This window comes from Priestia sp. SB1 (assembly GCF_038898415.1).
The window spans coordinates 201,120-217,427 of record NZ_JBBJSS010000007.1 but is presented as its reverse complement, the minus strand read 5'-3'; the positions used below and the strand labels follow the sequence as shown (position 1 = coordinate 217,427).

Sequence of the window (16,308 nt, the reverse complement as noted above, 5' to 3'; positions counted from 1 at the left end):
ATTCGTTGAAGATATACGAATTTATACGCTAATGTATGTCGCTATGTCTAAATATGACGACCCTTTTCATGTATGTATCATCGCCTTCTGGAAAGACTGATGAGTACGGAGAGGGAGTGGCAAAATGTTTAAAAAAATTAGTGTCTTTTTGGCTATTTTCATTACTGGCTTATTCGTATATCATGGAAGTTATGTGAGCAATGCCCAAAACAATGAAACTACTATTGAGAAGATTGTTCACACCTTAAATAAGCAGCATGTTTCGTTAACTGAAGTATCGTTGTATGCAAGAGAAGAAGTAAAAGCTGTTACTGACCAAAAAACCTTTTATTCGCAAGCTGAAAGTATTAAAAGTAATTTTAGAGGTTTTAAATGGGAAGTGAAGAGGGAAAGAGACCTATGGAAAGCAATAGGTACACGCAAAAGTGAAGATGTGAACGAAGTCATTCTGTTAACTTATGCGATCGATGAACACAGCAATGCGTACATATCGTATCATGTAACGGGACAAGGTTTAAAAGAAAAAAATATGACCCATTTTCAAAATGTATTTCAGACAAATTATGAAAAAATTTTCCTGTCAGAACCCATAATTTTCTCTTGTGCAACAGGGGAAATCAATGATAAGATGGAAAGTGTTTTGTCTGTTGAAATTCAAGACCTATTACGAGCTTTCAATGCTAAACCAGTGGAATCTCTAGTGGAAGAGTCATTTACCTCTGTTTCAGCATATACTGGACTGTGGAAAGAAGCTCTTCAAACGAAAAAGCAGGAAATGAACTTACAAATTGCATTACGCAAGACAAGAATGGGCGGTCAAACAACCATAGTTGTTGGCACACCTATCATTACGTCTGAATATTAATATAGAGAAAATGGACGCGGAGGGGAATACCTTGGAAAAAATCATCGTCCGCGGTGGAAATAGATTAAGCGGTACAGTTAAAGTTGAAGGAGCAAAAAACGCCGTTTTACCTATTATCACTGCAACCTTATTAGCTAGTGAAGGAAAAACAATTCTAAATGATGTACCAGCTCTCTCCGATGTATTTACGATTGGCGAAGTTTTAAGACATCTGAATGCAGAAGTAGATTTTGAAACAAATCGTGTAGTTGTAGATGCATCAAGAGAGTTAAAAACAGATGCACCTTTTGAATATGTAAGAAAAATGCGCGCTTCAGTCCTTGTAATGGGTCCTTTATTGGCGCGTATGGGTGAGGCTCGTGTAGCTTTACCTGGTGGATGTGCGATTGGATCAAGACCGATTGATCAGCACCTTAAAGGCTTTGAAGCAATGGGTGCTAAAGTTCAAGTAGGAAATGGTTTTATTGATGCAAAAGTTGAAGGAAGACTAAAAGGTGCTAAAATTTATTTAGACTTCCCAAGTGTAGGTGCCACAGAAAATATTATGATGGCAGCAGCATTAGCGGAAGGCACTACAATTATGGAAAACGTAGCAAAAGAACCTGAAATTGTCGACTTAGCAAACTTCTTAAACGCAATGGGCGCTAAAGTTCGCGGTGCAGGAACTGGTACGATCCGTATTGAAGGTGTTAATAAATTATATGGTGCAGAACATGCAATTATTCCAGATCGTATCGAAGCTGGAACATTCATGGTAGCAGCAGCTATTACAGGTGGAAACGTACTTGTACGCGGTGCAGTAGCAGAGCACATCAGTTCACTTGTTGCTAAAATGGAAGAAATGGGTGTTGAAATTACTGAAGAAGGCGACGGCTTACGTGTTGTAGGACCTGAAAAGCTAAAATCAGTAGATATTAAAACAATGCCTCATCCAGGGTTCCCTACGGATATGCAATCTCAAATGATGGCATTATTATTAGCAGCAGAAGGCACAAGTATGATTACAGAAACAGTTTTTGAAAACCGCTTTATGCACGTAGAAGAGTTTCGCCGCATGAACGCTGATATTAAAATTGAAGGACGCTCTGTTATTATTAACGGACCTTCTCAACTACAAGGCGCTGAAGTAGCAGCAACAGATCTTCGTGCAGCAGCAGCGTTAACATTAGCAGGACTTGTAGCAGACGGTTATACGCGTGTAACGGAATTAAAACACCTTGATCGTGGTTATGTAAATTTCCACAATAAATTAGCCGCTTTAGGCGCTGATATTGAACGTGTAAATGACGAAACAAAGCAGGTAGAACAAACTCAACAGGCTTCAGACGTCAAGTAAATATGTCATAAAAAAGCATCTCATAGCGAGATGCTTTTTTTGTCGTTGGACGACCCTTATGGCCGGTTTGCTGTCATAAAAGGTTGTCCACCTCCATACATATGGAATATAGGGATATAGGTGTTCCTTGTCAAAATAATAGATATGGAGGCTAGGCGTTCATGAAACAAGCAAAGCCAATCGTCGTACTAGGAGTCATCTTTTTTTTCATTGTGTTACTCATCCCAACACTTCTCGTTGTTCCTTTTACTGAAAAGACAGATGGAAAGCTACATGAAAATGTCAAACAGACCCCAAAAACCGAAAAACTACAAAAAGTGACAGCGTCTCCTCTTGATGTCAGTGTTTATCGTACGGAAACGAAAAAAGTAGAAAAACTGCCGCTCGAAGACTATCTTGTAGGGGTAGTAGCAGCTGAAATGCCTGCTACTTTTGAACTTGAAGCACTTAAGGCTCAAAGTTTGGCAGCCAGAACCTATATTGTGCAAACTATGATGAATGGAAATAGTCATCTTCCCCAAGGAGCGGATGTGACTGATACCGTAGAGTACCAAGTATATTTAAATAAAGATGAGCTAAGAAGCCGATGGAACAAAGACTATGATTGGAAAATCAAAAAAATTCAAGAAGCAGTGAAGGACACCCAAGGTCAAATTCTTACGTATAAAAATAAGCCAATTAATGCTACGTTCTTTTCTACCAGCAATGGCTACACTGAAAATTCAGAAGCGTATTGGAAGAATTCCATTCCTTATCTAAAAAGTGTAGCTAGTCCATGGGATAAAAAGTCTCCTGAATTTACAAATCAGAAAGTAATGTCTGTTGCTAGCTTTGAACAGAGGCTTGGAGTGAAATTAACAAACAGTGGATCAGTAGGTGAAATCGTCTCTAGAACGCCGGGGCAGCGCGTAGATTACGTAAAGATAAACGGTAAAGAACTGTCGGGAAAAGATGTTCGGGAAAAACTGGATTTATCGTCAGCCGACTTTCATTGGACAAAAAAAGGGAATGAAATTATCATCAATACAAAAGGATATGGACATGGTATTGGGATGAGTCAGTACGGAGCAAATGGTATGGCACTGGAAGGAAAAACGTATAAAGATATTGTTACTCATTATTATACAGGTGTTGCGATTACTCCTAACGATCAGTTTGTTGCACAATTGACAGCTAAACGCTAATTCAACGACCCTTATAGCAGGGTCTTTTTTATGTTTTTCACTTTTTTTAAATAAAATGTATATTTTAGATTCATCTGTTGAAAAATAATCAAAAAAAATTTTTTATCGCTGTGTATATATTCATTCAATTGTGTTCAGACTGATTGCTGAGGTGATGATATATGAGAGAGGAAGAAAAGAAACGTACTTCTCCAAAATCGAAAGTTCAAAAATTAGTTAGAAAGCGTTGGGTGTTCCCGGCTATCTATTTAGCGAGTGCAGCAATTATTCTTACAGCAGTCCTTTGGTTTCAAGCTAATGGAAATGATATTAGCAAAGAAGACAAAAGCGGCTATAGCCAAGACGGTACGGCTTATCGAGACGACGCTGTAGAGGTAAATGCTTCGCTTGAAAATTTAAAAATGCCAGTTGCTAGTGAAGCATCAGCTATCGTGAAAAAGCCTTTCTACGACGATCAAGCATCTGAAAAACAACAAGAAGAAGCACTAGTTTTCTACAACAATACGTATCATCCAAACACAGGTGTTGATTTAGCTGTTAAGGGAGATAAATCATTTGATGTTGTAGCAGCAGCTAGCGGTACAGTAACAAAAGCAACAAAAGATCCTTTACTAGGTTATGTAGTAGAAATTGATCACAAAGATGGTTTAGTAACACAGTATCAATCTCTTGAGAAAGCTGATGTAGAAGTAGGAGATATTGTTAAACAAGGCCAAACGATCGCAAAAGCTGGAAAAAGCTTATATAATCAAGAAGCAAAAACACATGTGCACTTTGAAGTTCGTAAAGATGGTGTAGCAATTAATCCAAGCAGTTATTTTGGAAAATCGGTTAGTTCTATCAAAGAAGTCAAAGCAGCTGAAGTGACAGAACCAAAAGACGACTCTTCTTCTGAAGAATCAAAGGATAGCGAAAAATCATCTGATGAAAAGACTAAAGAAGATAAAGATTCAAAACAACCTTCAACAGATACGTCTAAACCAAATGCATAAAGCAAGACCATAAATACGAAAAGAAGCTGGATAAAACCGAGCTTCTTTTTTTATGAATTTTTCTAAAATGAGATGCATTATGTTAAAAAAGTAAATAAAAAACACTAAATTTTCAAAAAAATATAAGAAATCACTTGTCCTTACTGACTTTTCTAGCATATATCTGCACACAAGCTAATAAACTGTTACAAACCTATAAAGAGAATGTTAGAAAAGGGATAATATATACATTCCCTTGGATACTTCTCATATCCAATTTGGGGAGGGCGAGTAGTGTGCACGATTACATCAAAGAGAGAACTATCAAGATTGGAAAGTATATTGTAGAAACAAAGAAAACAGTTCGTGTAATTGCGAAAGAATTTGGCGTTTCGAAAAGTACTGTCCATAAAGATTTAACAGAGCGTCTACCAGAAATAAATCCTGAGTTAGCAAATGAAGTAAAAGAAATTCTTGATTACCATAAATCTATTCGGCATTTGCGTGGAGGAGAAGCAACAAAATTAAAGTACAAAAAAGAAGAAGAAACTGTAAAGTAAAAGAATGCCCGATATTGCCTTTTTTATAGAGGTAGTATAGGGCATTTTAATTTTTGGATAAAATAGGTATATAATAAATATTTTTGCTAATAACAACATACATATACAAATTGTGATAAAATAGTAAATTAGGAAAAAAGAATGGTTATCATGCAAAGATATGTAAATAGAAGGAGGATTTAAGGTATGTTAGCAAAAGACATTGGTATCGATTTAGGTACAGCTAACGTCTTAATTCACGTTAAAGGCAAAGGAATTGTGTTAAATGAACCGTCTGTTGTGGCGATTGATAAAAATACAAATAGAGTGCTAGCAGTAGGGGAAGAAGCGAGACGTATGGTAGGAAGAACGCCCAGTAATATTATTGCCATTCGTCCATTAAAAGATGGCGTTATCGCTGACTTCGAAATTACCGAGTCTATGCTCAAACACTTTATTAATAAATTAAATGTAAAAGGTTTTTTATCCAAGCCTCGTATTTTAATTTGTTGTCCAACAAATATTACCTCTGTTGAACAAAAAGCAATTCGCGAAGCTGCTGAAAAAAGCGGTGGAAAAACCATTTATTTGGAAGAAGAACCAAAAGTCGCGGCTATTGGCGCTGGAATGGATATCTTTCAGCCGAGCGGAAACATGGTCGTAGATATTGGTGGAGGTACAACCGATGTAGCTGTCCTTTCAATGGGCGATATTGTAACAGCAGCTTCTATTAAGATGGCTGGTGATCGTTTTGATGCCGAAATTTTGCAGTACATTAAGCAAAAATATAAGCTCTTAATTGGAGAGCGTACAGCAGAAGAAATTAAAGTGAAAATTGGCACAGTGTTTCCTAAAGCTCGTAACGAAGAGCTGGACATTCGAGGGCGAGACATGGTTTCAGGCTTACCTCGTACGGTTACTGTTTATTCTGAGGAAGTAGAGGAGGCACTTAGAGAGTCTGTCAGCGTCATTGTACAAGCTTCGAAAAGTGTATTAGAGCGTACACCTCCCGAACTTTCTGCCGATATTATAGACAGAGGCGTTATTTTAACTGGCGGTGGAGCATTGCTTCACGGTATGGATCAGCTGTTAGCGGAAGAATTAAAGGTGCCTGTGCTAATTGCAGAAAATCCAATGGGTTGTGTAGCTGTTGGAACAGGTATTATGCTTGATAATATTGATAAACTATCTCGTCGCAATATTGTTTAAATAAATGAAGACTCCTCTATTGGCTCGTTTCATACAGAGGAGTCTCTTCTTTTATTTATTATACTCTGTCAGCCGGCTATAACGAACAACGTTTACTTGTAAGGAGGATGAAGTATGTTTAAAGGGTTTTACACGGCAGCAGCGGGTATGCTGTCTCAGCAGCGTCAAACTGACTTATTAACGAATAACATAGCAAATGCTAATACGCCAGGATTTAAAGCAGATCAAGGTACGTTAAAGGCATTTCCTGATATGTTACTGCAGCGAATGGAATCTGAAGAATTACCCACTGACCGTAGCATCTCTGTTCAGAACAAAAAAGACATAGGTACAATTAATACGGGTGTGTATATGCAAGAAACAGTTCCAAATTTTACACAAGGCGATCTTCAGCAAACGTCTCAATCAACTGATATTGCATTGATGGAGCAAAATATGCCTACAAAAGAGGGCGGCCTATTTTTTGTGGTACAAAGCCCTAATAATACGCCTCAATATACAAGAAACAGTAATTTTACATTAGATCAAGAAGGGTTTTTAACTACGTCTACCGGAGCTTATGTATTAAATACAAATAATCAGCCAATTCAACTGAAAAGTGAAAACTTTACAGTTGATTCACAGGGTAACGTAACGGAAAATAATCAGCAGATTGCACAAATCGGTATTGCTTATTCTAGTGATTTACAAACGATTAAAAAGGCAGGGAATGGATTATATGAAACGTTGAACAATCAGCCCTTGCCTTCAGCAAGAAATAATCCAGGCATTTCTTATCAGTTAAAGCAAGGATTTGTTGAACGTTCCAATGTAGATGCTGCTCAAAGTATGACGGATTTACTAACAGCTTAAAGAGCTTTTGAAGCAAATCAAAAAATAATGCAAGCTTACGATAGAAGCATGGATAAAGCGGCAAATGAAATTGGACGTGTGCGCTAAAAGCAACAGGGGAGATGAGGAGAATGAACCGTACAATGATAACAGCGGCTAATACAATGGGGCAGCTACAGCAGCAGCTTGATGTCATCAGTCACAATTTATCTAATACAAATACGACAGGATATAAATCGAGAGACGCTTCATTTAACGATATGCTGTATCAACAAGTAAATAATCAAGTAGACCATGGAACAGAAAAGCGGCTTACACCGTCTGGAATTCGACAAGGTTCAGGAGCTTATCTAGACCAAACACGCTTAAATATGACGCAAGGTGCTTTTGAAAATACAGACAAACCATTAGATGTAGCTGCATCAAATCCAAACGTTTATTTTCAAGTTGCCGTAAACGATTCCGAACAGCCTGTACAATATACGCGAGATGGTTCATTTCACCTTAGCCCTGAAGGCCCCAACAATGTTAAATTAGTAAACGGTTCTGGCCAGGATGTGCTGGGGGAAAATGGTCAAGCTATTATTTTCAGTAACGCATTTAAAGATATACAGATTGATGGAAGTGGAACGATAACGGTTACTACGAATACGGGCGTTGACCAGTTTACCCTTGGGTTAACAAATGTCCAAAAGCCGCAGGAGCTAGAAGCTAAAGGAGAAAATCTATTTGCTTTTCCAGGTGGGATGAACCAACCGAATATGTTTACAGATCTGACTGGAAAAGCTCGAGAAACAGCAGGCGTAGATCAAGGGAAATTGGAACAGTCAAATGTAGATTTGAGCAAAGAACTCACTGATATGTCCATTGCCCAACGTGCGTATCAGTTTAATTCCCGCTCTATTTCAATTGCAGACCAAATGATGGGCTTGGTGAATGGAATCAGAGCTTAAGCAAGTAGTTGCTTCTCAATTGAGCATTCTGTATATTGATAATAGTATCGTATGTTACATGCGGTTTGAAAGGAGACTTATTTATGCTTGATATTGAACAAATTAAAGAAATTATTCCACACCGATATCCATTTTTATTGGTCGATCGTATTTTAGAAGTGGAAGAAGGAAAGAAAGCAGTTGGTTTAAAAAACGTATCTGCCAATGAAGAATTTTTTAACGGGCATTTCCCTGACTATCCTGTGATGCCAGGGGTTTTAATTGTAGAAGCTTTGGCTCAGGTAGGAGCAGTAGCTATGCTAAAAAAAGAGGAAAATCAAGGACGTTTAGCATTTTTTGCAGGCATTGACAACTGCCGTTTTAAAAAGCAAGTAAGACCTGGTGATCAACTGCGTTTAGAGGTTGAAATTGTACGTGCGCGTGGATCTATTGGTAAAGGAAAAGGTATCGCAACTGTAGATGGAGAGTTAGTCTGCGAAACAGATATTATGTTTGCTTTAGGCGATAAAAAAGAATAGTACATAAGAGCTGCTGATGCAGCTTTTTTTATTGGCGCTGCAAAGCAGAAAAAAGTTTCTTTAATAAAGGTATAATATCCGTTAGCAACTCTTTTTGAAGAGTTGGTGACAGAGATGAAAATTGTAAGAGCACATGTTTTAATAAGGGCTGTTTATCTATGAGGGTTAAAATGGTATTTTCCTGTGAATCCGATTCACGTTTTCTTGTTAAGTAAAGAAGTTGGAAGTCATGTAAATAATCTTGTTTATAAGAGGAAGGCTCAATAAGTTGGTCGAGCGTAATTTGAAAACAATTACATAGAGATAGAAAATCAAAAATGGAAGGCGTTTGTTTCGAACATTCCCATTTTGAAATAGTTGTACGAGAAACATTCAACTGATTTGCTAATTCTTCTTGTGAAAATCCTCCTTTTAGTCTGAAATGTTTAATTCTTTCTCCAAAATCTTTCATATGCATCACCTGATTTCGTAAAGATAAGTATATGTCTTATTGTTCGAATGTAGTTCATGTTCTTTGTAACATGCTTAATTTGCACAATATGAAACATATACACTTTACTTTCTGCAATAGAGGGAATAAAACCTGTTTTTATTTCTTTTTTTTTCTCTAAAAAGATTCATTTTTCTGCATGGATATAAAAAAAAGAACAAAAATAGAGGTTTTTATAGTAAAAAAATCCTATTTTTTGTTCGGTATATTGAAAAAAATGGTTGAATAACGGGGAAAAATGCATTAATATACGAATTACAAAGAAAAAGGAGTGAAAAAATGACAAATTTTTATTTGAAAAGGCAAGGTGCTCGCATAAGAGATAATCGCTTCAAACGTTCTAGTCATGCACATTTATTTTTAGGAAAAAAAGAAAGGTACCTCTCCAGTGAGTTCTCTTTTCTTTACCCTTCTCATGGACCAACGAAAAAGACCTCAAACAATAATCCTCTCTTTTAAATCCAGACACCTTGAGATGACTTGACTTATTTTTTAGATGTACTTTTTACCGGTCTGTTTCGAAGCTGCAGTTTGAACTGTTGAAGTAAATCTTGACCTGATAACCCTTGGTTAATTAAATCCTCTAAGAGCATTTCAGCATAATGAAGTCTCCGTTCTTTTAAAACACCTTTCATCAACAAACTAATACGATTTTCACCAATTGAAGTAATGGAAGCCACGGTAGCTATAAAGGTAGCTGGATCATTTGTTTCTTTCGTAATTTTAGCTTCTACCGTCACTTTTTGTTTATCTTTCAACAAAACATGAAATTCATCGTACCATTTCTTATCGATAACTGCTTCTAAAATCCAGTTATTTTCGCCGTCTTCTTTATTAATAATAAGGCCATTAGTTAGTGAGACAGACTGACGCTTTTCTTGATTATCAACCAATTGAAATGACACAAGTTTAAATGTTTTCATTGATGTTTCCTCCTTTACGTAAATAGTAGGTTATCCATATTATAACATGAATGAGCTTAAAGATTCCCATTATTCAATCAGTTGGAGTGGTAGACTATGATTAACCATATTGTTCTTGTAGGAAGACTGACAAAAAAGCCGGAGCTTCGATATACCCATGAAGGGATTGCCGTATCTACTATTACGTTAGCAATTAATCGAACGTTTCGAAATGTTGAAGGTGAATATGATGCTGATTTTGTCAACATTACTCTGTGGAGAAAAAATGCAGAAAATACAGCTGCTTACTGTGATAAAGGAGCGGTTGTAGGTGTGGTAGGGCGTGTACAAACGCGCACATTTGAAAATAATCTTCAGCAACGAGTATATATGACCGACGTTGTGGCTGATGCGGTTAAATTTTTAAGTGGAAAGCCATCTGATTCTTCTTCATTTGGTTCAAATCAACAAGAAGAATAAAGTGATCTAGTATGAAAGGGGGTGATTAGTTCAGCTAAGGTTTTAATTCCCCTTATCTATCATAATAGAAGATAGATCCTCCTTAAGAGCAAGGCTCTTTCTATATTCTCAAGAGAGAAAATTAAAGTATTCGCTATCCCCGAATTATTCCTCTATTTCAGCCGTTAAATTATTTAACGGTTTTTTTAATGAAAAGATCCGAACGAGTTTGATTCTCCATCAAGAATCAAACTCATTCGGATCTTCCTTCAGCTAACATACTCTTGTCTCAGCTTCTATCAGTTATTTAGCAAACCTTTTTGCACCTAAGTAGCGCTTGCTCCAGTAGCTGTTATCTAAGCTTGCAATGGTTACACCGGTAGAAGATCCAGCATGAATAAATTGACGATTACCAAGGTAAATGCCCATATGTGTAGGGCCGCTAGAATATGTATTAAAAAACACTAGGTCACCAGGCTGTGGATTACTTACGGGTGTTGATACACTCCAATAACCAGCCGTCGTATAGCGCGTTGTAGAAATTTGTTGTTTCATTACGTAATAAATGAATCCGCTGCAGTCGAAACCAGAAGGAGTTGTGCCACCCCATTTGTAAGGAACACCCATATAACGTTTTGCATCTGAAATCATTTGCGATACATTTAATGTTCCGCTAGAAGTTGAAGGTGTTGATGTACTTGGTTTTGTTGTTGGCGTAGTTGTTTGGGCGCTTTTTGATACCTTTAATTGTTGATTTACATAAATCGTATTAGACGTTAATCCATTTATTTGTTTTAATTCGCTGACGCTCATGTGAAATGCCGAAGCTATTTTAGACAGGCTATCTCCACGCTGAACTTTGTAAGTTCCGTTTGCATCCTTAGAAGGAGTTTCTGCTGGTTTACTCGTAGTTGGAGTCGATGCGCTGTTGCTTCCATTTACTTTTAACGTTTGGTTAATATAAATGATGTTGGAAGAAAGAGTGTTCAAACGTTTTAATTCTTCTACGCTCATATTAAAACGAGTAGCCACTTTCCAAAGGGTATCGCCGCTTTGAACTTTATAGGTTGAACCAGTAGCAGTAGCTGAAGGCTTTTCTTCCTTATTAGATGGTTGAGAGGTTGAAGCAGAAGGAATCGATAACGTTTGTCCTATGTGAATTGTATTTGAAGATAACTTATTTACGCTTTTTAAAGCTTCTACCGTTGTATGATATTTAGTAGATAACGACCAAAGTGTATCTCCAGCTTTCACTTGAACAGTTGAAGCAGATGCTTCAGCTGAAGCTTGATATAAGAATGTCCCGCCAACAATGGCGCCTAGAGATAAAGCGAGCTGCCTTTTTTTCATTAATAAATCCCCCTAATTATGTAAATGTTTCGTGTTTATTTTTCCAATATGTCTATTAAATTACAAAAATATTATATGTATAAATATGCTGGAATTTAAAGAGAAAGTAAAGGGTCTTTTTCGCTATAAAAATACCTTTTTATTCAAAAAACGATATTTATCGCGTTTTTTGTATCTTTATCAGTAGTTGAAGAACGATTTACACTTATTTTTTTGTGTCGAATGATCTAATAAAAAAAGAGGACAAGTAAAAAAGTCCTCTTTTTGGTAACGGTGTAACACATTTTATAATTTTTCTTATTCATTTCTGTAAGCAAGAAGCTCTTGTAGCTCTTTATTCGAAAGTTCTGTTACCCATTGATCTCCTTGGATGAGTTCATTGTTGAGATGTTGTTTTTGATTGATCACTTCATCAATTTTTTCTTCAATCGTTCCTCTTGTAATGAATTTATGAACATGAACAAATTTATTCTGACCAATGCGATGGGCCCGATCGGTTGCCTGGTTTTCAACGGCTGGGTTCCACCATCGGTCAAAATGAATAACGTGATTTGCAGCTGTTAAATTCAATCCAGTTCCACCTGCGCGAAGAGAAAGGATAAAGATGGCTTTTTTCCTTGCTTGAAATTGAGCAACCATTTCATCTCTTTGCTCTTTTGACAAACTTCCGTGAAGGAATAAAACCGGCTCGTTGATTTCTTTTTCTAAGGTTCGTTGTAGCATGAGTCCTGTTTCAATATACTGAGTAAAGATTAAACAGCTTTCTTGCTGTGTGCGAATGCTCTCTACGAGTTCAATAATTTTTTCACTTTTATGAGATCGCCGTACCGTTTGTTTAGCTGCACTTTCCTTTAAGTACAAAGCTGGATGATTGCATAATAATTTTAGCTTATTTAGTGTTTGCAAAATCATGCCTTTTCGTTCAAATCCTGTTTTTTCCTCTGTTTCTTGAAGCATTTCTTGAACTAGCTCCTGGTAAAGTGAAGCTTGTTCCGCTGTCAGCGGGATATATTCTTTTTGTTCTTGTTTATCAGGCAGTGAGCGGGCGATGCTTTTATCTTGTTTTGTTCTTCTCAATAAGAAAGGTTGAATGAGTGCTTTAAGCTCAACAGTTCGTTCAGGTTTCTCGCCTTTTTCAATGCCGGCTACAAATCGGTTTTTAAATGAATTGATTGTTCCTAAGTAACCGGGATTGATGAATTCAAATAATGACCATAGTTCCAGCAGACGGTTTTCAATTGGAGTTCCAGTAAGCGCAATTTTGTGTCTTCCTTGCAGCTGACGAATGGCTCTCGCCTGTTTAGTCTGCGGGTTTTTAACATGTTGCGCTTCGTCTAAGGAAATGCTGTTCCATATAAACCCTTTCAACAATTCGACATCCAAAAGGGCAACTTGATAAGTCGTAATCACCACGTCAGTACTTTCACATATCTTCTCAAATGCATCTCCGCCGGTTCTTTTCGGCCCGTAATGAACATGAACACGAAGAGAAGGGGCAAATTTCTGTAATTCTTTTTCCCAGTTTCCAATTAAAGAAGTTGGGCAAACGATAAGAGAAGGAAAGCTATGTAACTGATGAATGTTTGTTAAATAACTAATTAATTGAATGGTTTTACCTAGCCCCATGTCATCTGCTAGACATCCTCCTAAGTTAAACTTTCTCAAAAACATGAGCCAATTCAAGCCTTGCTGCTGATAAGGTCTTAATATCCCTTTAAATTCAGAGGGAGGCAGCACTTCCGGCAGCCGTTCTAAATCCGTTAAGGATGTAATAAATGATTGAAAGGAAGCGGGGAGTTGGAATTCAACTTTTACCTCTTCTTCATCAGTTTTACTGTCTGCCATGTAGGTTAGCTTCGTTTTTAAAATTTCATGAATTGAGACGCCTTTTTTACTAGCTTCTTTAACAATTTTCTGCGCTTGTTTAATTAATCTAGAATCCAGTTGAATCCACTGTCCGTTAATAGATAATAATCGGCGTTTTTGTTCGACTAATTTCCGAAACTCTTCTTCTGAAAAAGTTTGATCGCCAATAGAAAATGACCAGCGGAAGCTGCTGATAGCTTGTTTACCAAACAATGCAGATGAAGTATTTTCTATAGCGCCAGATACTTTTATGGTGGCTTTTTTTAATGATTCCCACCAGCTTGGCAAATGGATAGAGACACCTTGTTCAATTAATGCTGCACTATCTTGAGTTAGAAATTCCCATACTTCCTCATCTGTTAGGACAGACTGAATAAACGCTCCTTTTTGGTATAAAGTAGGAGCCAATGCTTTCCATCGTTCGTGTTCGTAAGCGATATATGATTCGTAGTGATTCCACTCTTTAGGAAGTGTTCTTCCCAGTATAAAAGGTTCTTTGGCTTCATCGTGGGGAATCACAAATGTTTCAGCCGTCCATACATCTCCATCGGTCGTTGGCTCTACAACACGCAATGAAAGGTCAAAGGGAGGATTATAGCTCTCGCCTCCTATGCTTATTAAAAAGTCTTTTCCTTCTTTTTTTAATAGGCTCTCTTTAATTTGTGCTCGCCACTCTTGCTCATCAGCTTGTGAAAGCGATCCAGTCATTTGTTTTTTTAAAGGAAGAGAATGAAATTTCCCTTGGATAATCTTCTTTGTCATATCGACTGCAATTTGCTGATAATCTTCCGCTGAAGCGGACAAAGCCGGTTTCAACACATGCTGTTGAATAGGTGATTGTATGAAAGTGAACATTTGCCATGCAGAAAGAAGAATTCCTTTTTTTCCATTAATCTCAACCTGTGTAGCTTCACTTCCGTAATAGGTCTGTTCATGCCACAGAAACAGCGCATCTTTCCATGTATCAGGGAGCAAAATTTGGCCGCTAGGTGATACACAGTAGAGAAAAAAGTCATCGTGTACAGGTTCGACTTCAAGTGTTAAATGAAACAAATCAAACATTCAGTAAATCTCCTTTTTCTAATAGTTGTTGAAATGCGCGCTGTTTCTTCGTTTTTATCGCTAATTCTTCTATATAATGTTCCCATAGTAGAGAGCGATTCATTTGTAGATAAAGTCTTTTTAATTCTTGTAAGTAGATATAGGCTTCTTGATAACTGCTTTTCTTTTTTTCATAAATCAGCTTTGAAATCATTTGATGATAAAGAGGAATAACCAGCTTTTCATCTTTTTGTTTTAAGGCCTCTATCGTTTGTTCGTCATATTTGATGCTGTCATATTGAAGAAGCACCTGTAATTCAACCCATTTTTTTAATTGGTTAGAAGCATATAGAAAATCACTGTATTCAATAAAACTATAGGGAAGTAATGTTTGCAATGCTTCAGTATACAAAGTTTGCTCGTTCGTTAAGTCTTTATAGTGCTGAAATAAATTTACAATCATGGAGACCATATTTCGGCTTCCTTGATAAGTAGTTGGAACGGTGCGTACGTAATCTCCTATATAGGTCATTATATAAGAGCCCCACTGAGCAAAGCGGTCAGTTTCTTTTTCGTGCAATAAATCATTTAACCAAGGGATAAGATAGGGAATCATTTGTAATGTTCCATCGCTCAAACGTTCTTTTGCTTCTCTATCTTTTTCTTGAAGAAATAAAAGATAGGAAAGAGCTGTATTATTTATAAAAGAACCATGCTTGGCTTTTAATTCGCGTTCCTCATTTTTTCGCCATCTTTCTAACGTGAAGACTTTTTGCCAAATAACGCGATAAATTTCAATACGCTCATATTGTAAAGGTATATCATTATGCAATAATTCTCGGATGTATGGGATGCTGTCCTCTATAATAGATAATGCATCCCGATCGTATTTCGTTTGCTTTAATGAATCAGCGGTAGCATAAATTTCATTTGTTATTTTGTAGACGTGACTATATACGAATGATTCCTCGATGTTAGTAGAAAGCTGATGTGCCTGTAATTGAGCTGATAGTTTATAAAATGTATGAACCGCTCCATAGATACAAAATAAAGCATAAAGCAATGGATGCTCAGGAGCTTTTTTCACTAAAGAACGGTAATAGTACTGATAATATTCATGATAAATGGACCGGTCATTTTCGTTCCGCCCCTGCATAAAAAGCGTATACTGCTCCTCAAAAGTTTGTCTCCACTCTTGAAAAGTTGCCTTGGGTTTTTTTAACACTTGTTTGGCAGATAGCATAGTCAAAGCTTCTTTCTCATGGTTTCGCCATTCTTTGAATAGGGGAGAAAGCGGTTCTATTAATGAATACATATAAAAAAACGCTGCAAAGCAGTGTTCACAAAATCCGTTATGCTGACAAGAACAGGTACTTTCAGGGAGCAGCTGTTTGTTTAGTTCAACATAAAACGAATCGATTTTAACGTTTAATATCTGTTCATCATTGTGCAAAATGAAGAATGAATGGGTACGGTAAAGGTCTAGTCCTGCTTGGGCATTTGTACGATAGCGTGCATCACTGTACGGGAAATGATGTATAAATTGGTGCTGTAAGTGATCTGAAAACGAACTCATAATCCCATTCCTTTCTATACATAAGTGGAACATAAAATTATATTTATAAGTGATTAATTTTCTTTTCATTATAAATGATAAAAATAGAATTATACAAAATCTTTTGTTATGATAAAGCAGAATCCAACATGACTCTTTATAAAAAGAAATGGATTCAACATGACTTTGTGTACATACTCAATCGAAGACTTACTATACTATAACCAATAAGCACGATT

The 16,308-nt window shown here is 36.9% G+C and carries 14 protein-coding genes and 1 pseudogene; 10 read left to right on the top strand and 5 right to left on the bottom strand.

The features are described 5' to 3' along the window. Positions 1-124 precede the first annotated feature (124 nt). From WKH56_RS25385 to fabZ, 9 genes and pseudogenes are all read left to right on the top strand, one after another. Positions 125-865: a YwmB family TATA-box binding protein gene (locus WKH56_RS25385; protein ID WP_028411989.1), complete on the top strand. Its 741-nt coding sequence runs from the start codon at positions 125-127 to the stop codon at positions 863-865. A 31-nt stretch (positions 866-896) separates the two neighbouring features. Further along, complete coding sequence (murA, locus tag WKH56_RS25380) at positions 897-2,201, top strand: UDP-N-acetylglucosamine 1-carboxyvinyltransferase (RefSeq protein WP_028411990.1); 1,305 nt, start codon at positions 897-899, stop codon at positions 2,199-2,201. Between the two features lie 161 nt (positions 2,202-2,362). Then, complete coding sequence (gene spoIID / locus WKH56_RS25375) at positions 2,363-3,385, top strand: stage II sporulation protein D (protein WP_168761644.1); 1,023 nt, start codon at positions 2,363-2,365, stop codon at positions 3,383-3,385. A 161-nt stretch (positions 3,386-3,546) separates the two neighbouring features. Next, on the top strand, positions 3,547-4,377 hold the full coding sequence (gene spoIIQ / locus WKH56_RS25370) for a stage II sporulation protein SpoIIQ (protein WP_028409695.1): 831 nt from the start codon (positions 3,547-3,549) through the stop codon (positions 4,375-4,377). A gap of 275 nt (positions 4,378-4,652) precedes the next feature. Next, on the top strand, positions 4,653-4,916 hold the full coding sequence (gene spoIIID, locus WKH56_RS25365; protein ID WP_013059792.1) for a sporulation transcriptional regulator SpoIIID: 264 nt from the start codon (positions 4,653-4,655) through the stop codon (positions 4,914-4,916). A gap of 186 nt (positions 4,917-5,102) precedes the next feature. Continuing rightward, a complete protein-coding gene (gene mreB, locus WKH56_RS25360) occupies positions 5,103-6,104 on the top strand; it encodes a rod shape-determining protein (RefSeq protein ID WP_013059791.1) in 1,002 nt (333 codons plus the stop codon). A 114-nt stretch (positions 6,105-6,218) separates the two neighbouring features. After that, positions 6,219-7,043 (top strand): annotated as a pseudogene (locus WKH56_RS25355) (flagellar hook-basal body protein). Between the two features lie 23 nt (positions 7,044-7,066). Further along, positions 7,067-7,888 (top strand): flagellar hook-basal body protein, encoded by an 822-nt coding sequence (locus WKH56_RS25350; protein WP_168761651.1) that lies wholly within the window; start codon positions 7,067-7,069, stop codon positions 7,886-7,888. A gap of 83 nt (positions 7,889-7,971) precedes the next feature. Next, positions 7,972-8,406, top strand: a complete 435-nt coding sequence (gene fabZ / locus WKH56_RS25345; protein WP_013059788.1) for a 3-hydroxyacyl-ACP dehydratase FabZ — start codon at positions 7,972-7,974, stop codon at positions 8,404-8,406. A 28-nt stretch (positions 8,407-8,434) separates the two neighbouring features. Here the strand turns inward: fabZ and WKH56_RS25340 are convergent, their stop codons facing one another. Together WKH56_RS25340 and WKH56_RS25335 are read right to left on the bottom strand one after the other, a co-directional pair. Continuing rightward, the gene (locus WKH56_RS25340) at positions 8,435-8,857 is read right to left on the bottom strand and encodes a helix-turn-helix domain-containing protein (RefSeq protein ID WP_028411995.1); all 423 of its coding nucleotides are present in this window, start codon (positions 8,855-8,857) and stop codon (positions 8,435-8,437) included. 524 nt (positions 8,858-9,381) lie between these two features. Next, a complete protein-coding gene (locus WKH56_RS25335) occupies positions 9,382-9,819 on the bottom strand; it encodes a YwpF-like family protein (RefSeq protein ID WP_048021732.1) in 438 nt (145 codons plus the stop codon). Between the two features lie 96 nt (positions 9,820-9,915). On the opposite strand from WKH56_RS25335, the gene ssb reads away from it, so the two are divergent. Further along, the gene (gene ssb, locus WKH56_RS25330) at positions 9,916-10,278 is read left to right on the top strand and encodes a single-stranded DNA-binding protein (RefSeq protein ID WP_028411997.1); all 363 of its coding nucleotides are present in this window, start codon (positions 9,916-9,918) and stop codon (positions 10,276-10,278) included. 282 nt (positions 10,279-10,560) lie between these two features. Here ssb and WKH56_RS25325 read toward each other — a convergent pair whose 3' ends face one another. The 3 genes from WKH56_RS25325 to WKH56_RS25315 all read right to left on the bottom strand — a co-directional run bounded on the left by WKH56_RS25325 (position 10,561) and on the right by WKH56_RS25315 (position 16,090). Next, positions 10,561-11,607, bottom strand: coding sequence for a C40 family peptidase (locus tag WKH56_RS25325; RefSeq protein ID WP_048021734.1), 1,047 nt, complete (start codon positions 11,605-11,607; stop codon positions 10,561-10,563). Positions 11,608-11,904: 297 nt separating this feature from the next. Then, on the bottom strand, positions 11,905-14,535 hold the full coding sequence (locus WKH56_RS25320) for a DEAD/DEAH box helicase (protein ID WP_049166295.1): 2,631 nt from the start codon (positions 14,533-14,535) through the stop codon (positions 11,905-11,907). Further along, positions 14,528-16,090 (bottom strand): hypothetical protein, encoded by a 1,563-nt coding sequence (locus WKH56_RS25315; RefSeq protein WP_048021738.1) that lies wholly within the window; start codon positions 16,088-16,090, stop codon positions 14,528-14,530. Before WKH56_RS25315 ends, WKH56_RS25320 begins: the two co-directional genes overlap by 8 nt. Between the last annotated feature and the right edge of the window lie 218 nt (positions 16,091-16,308).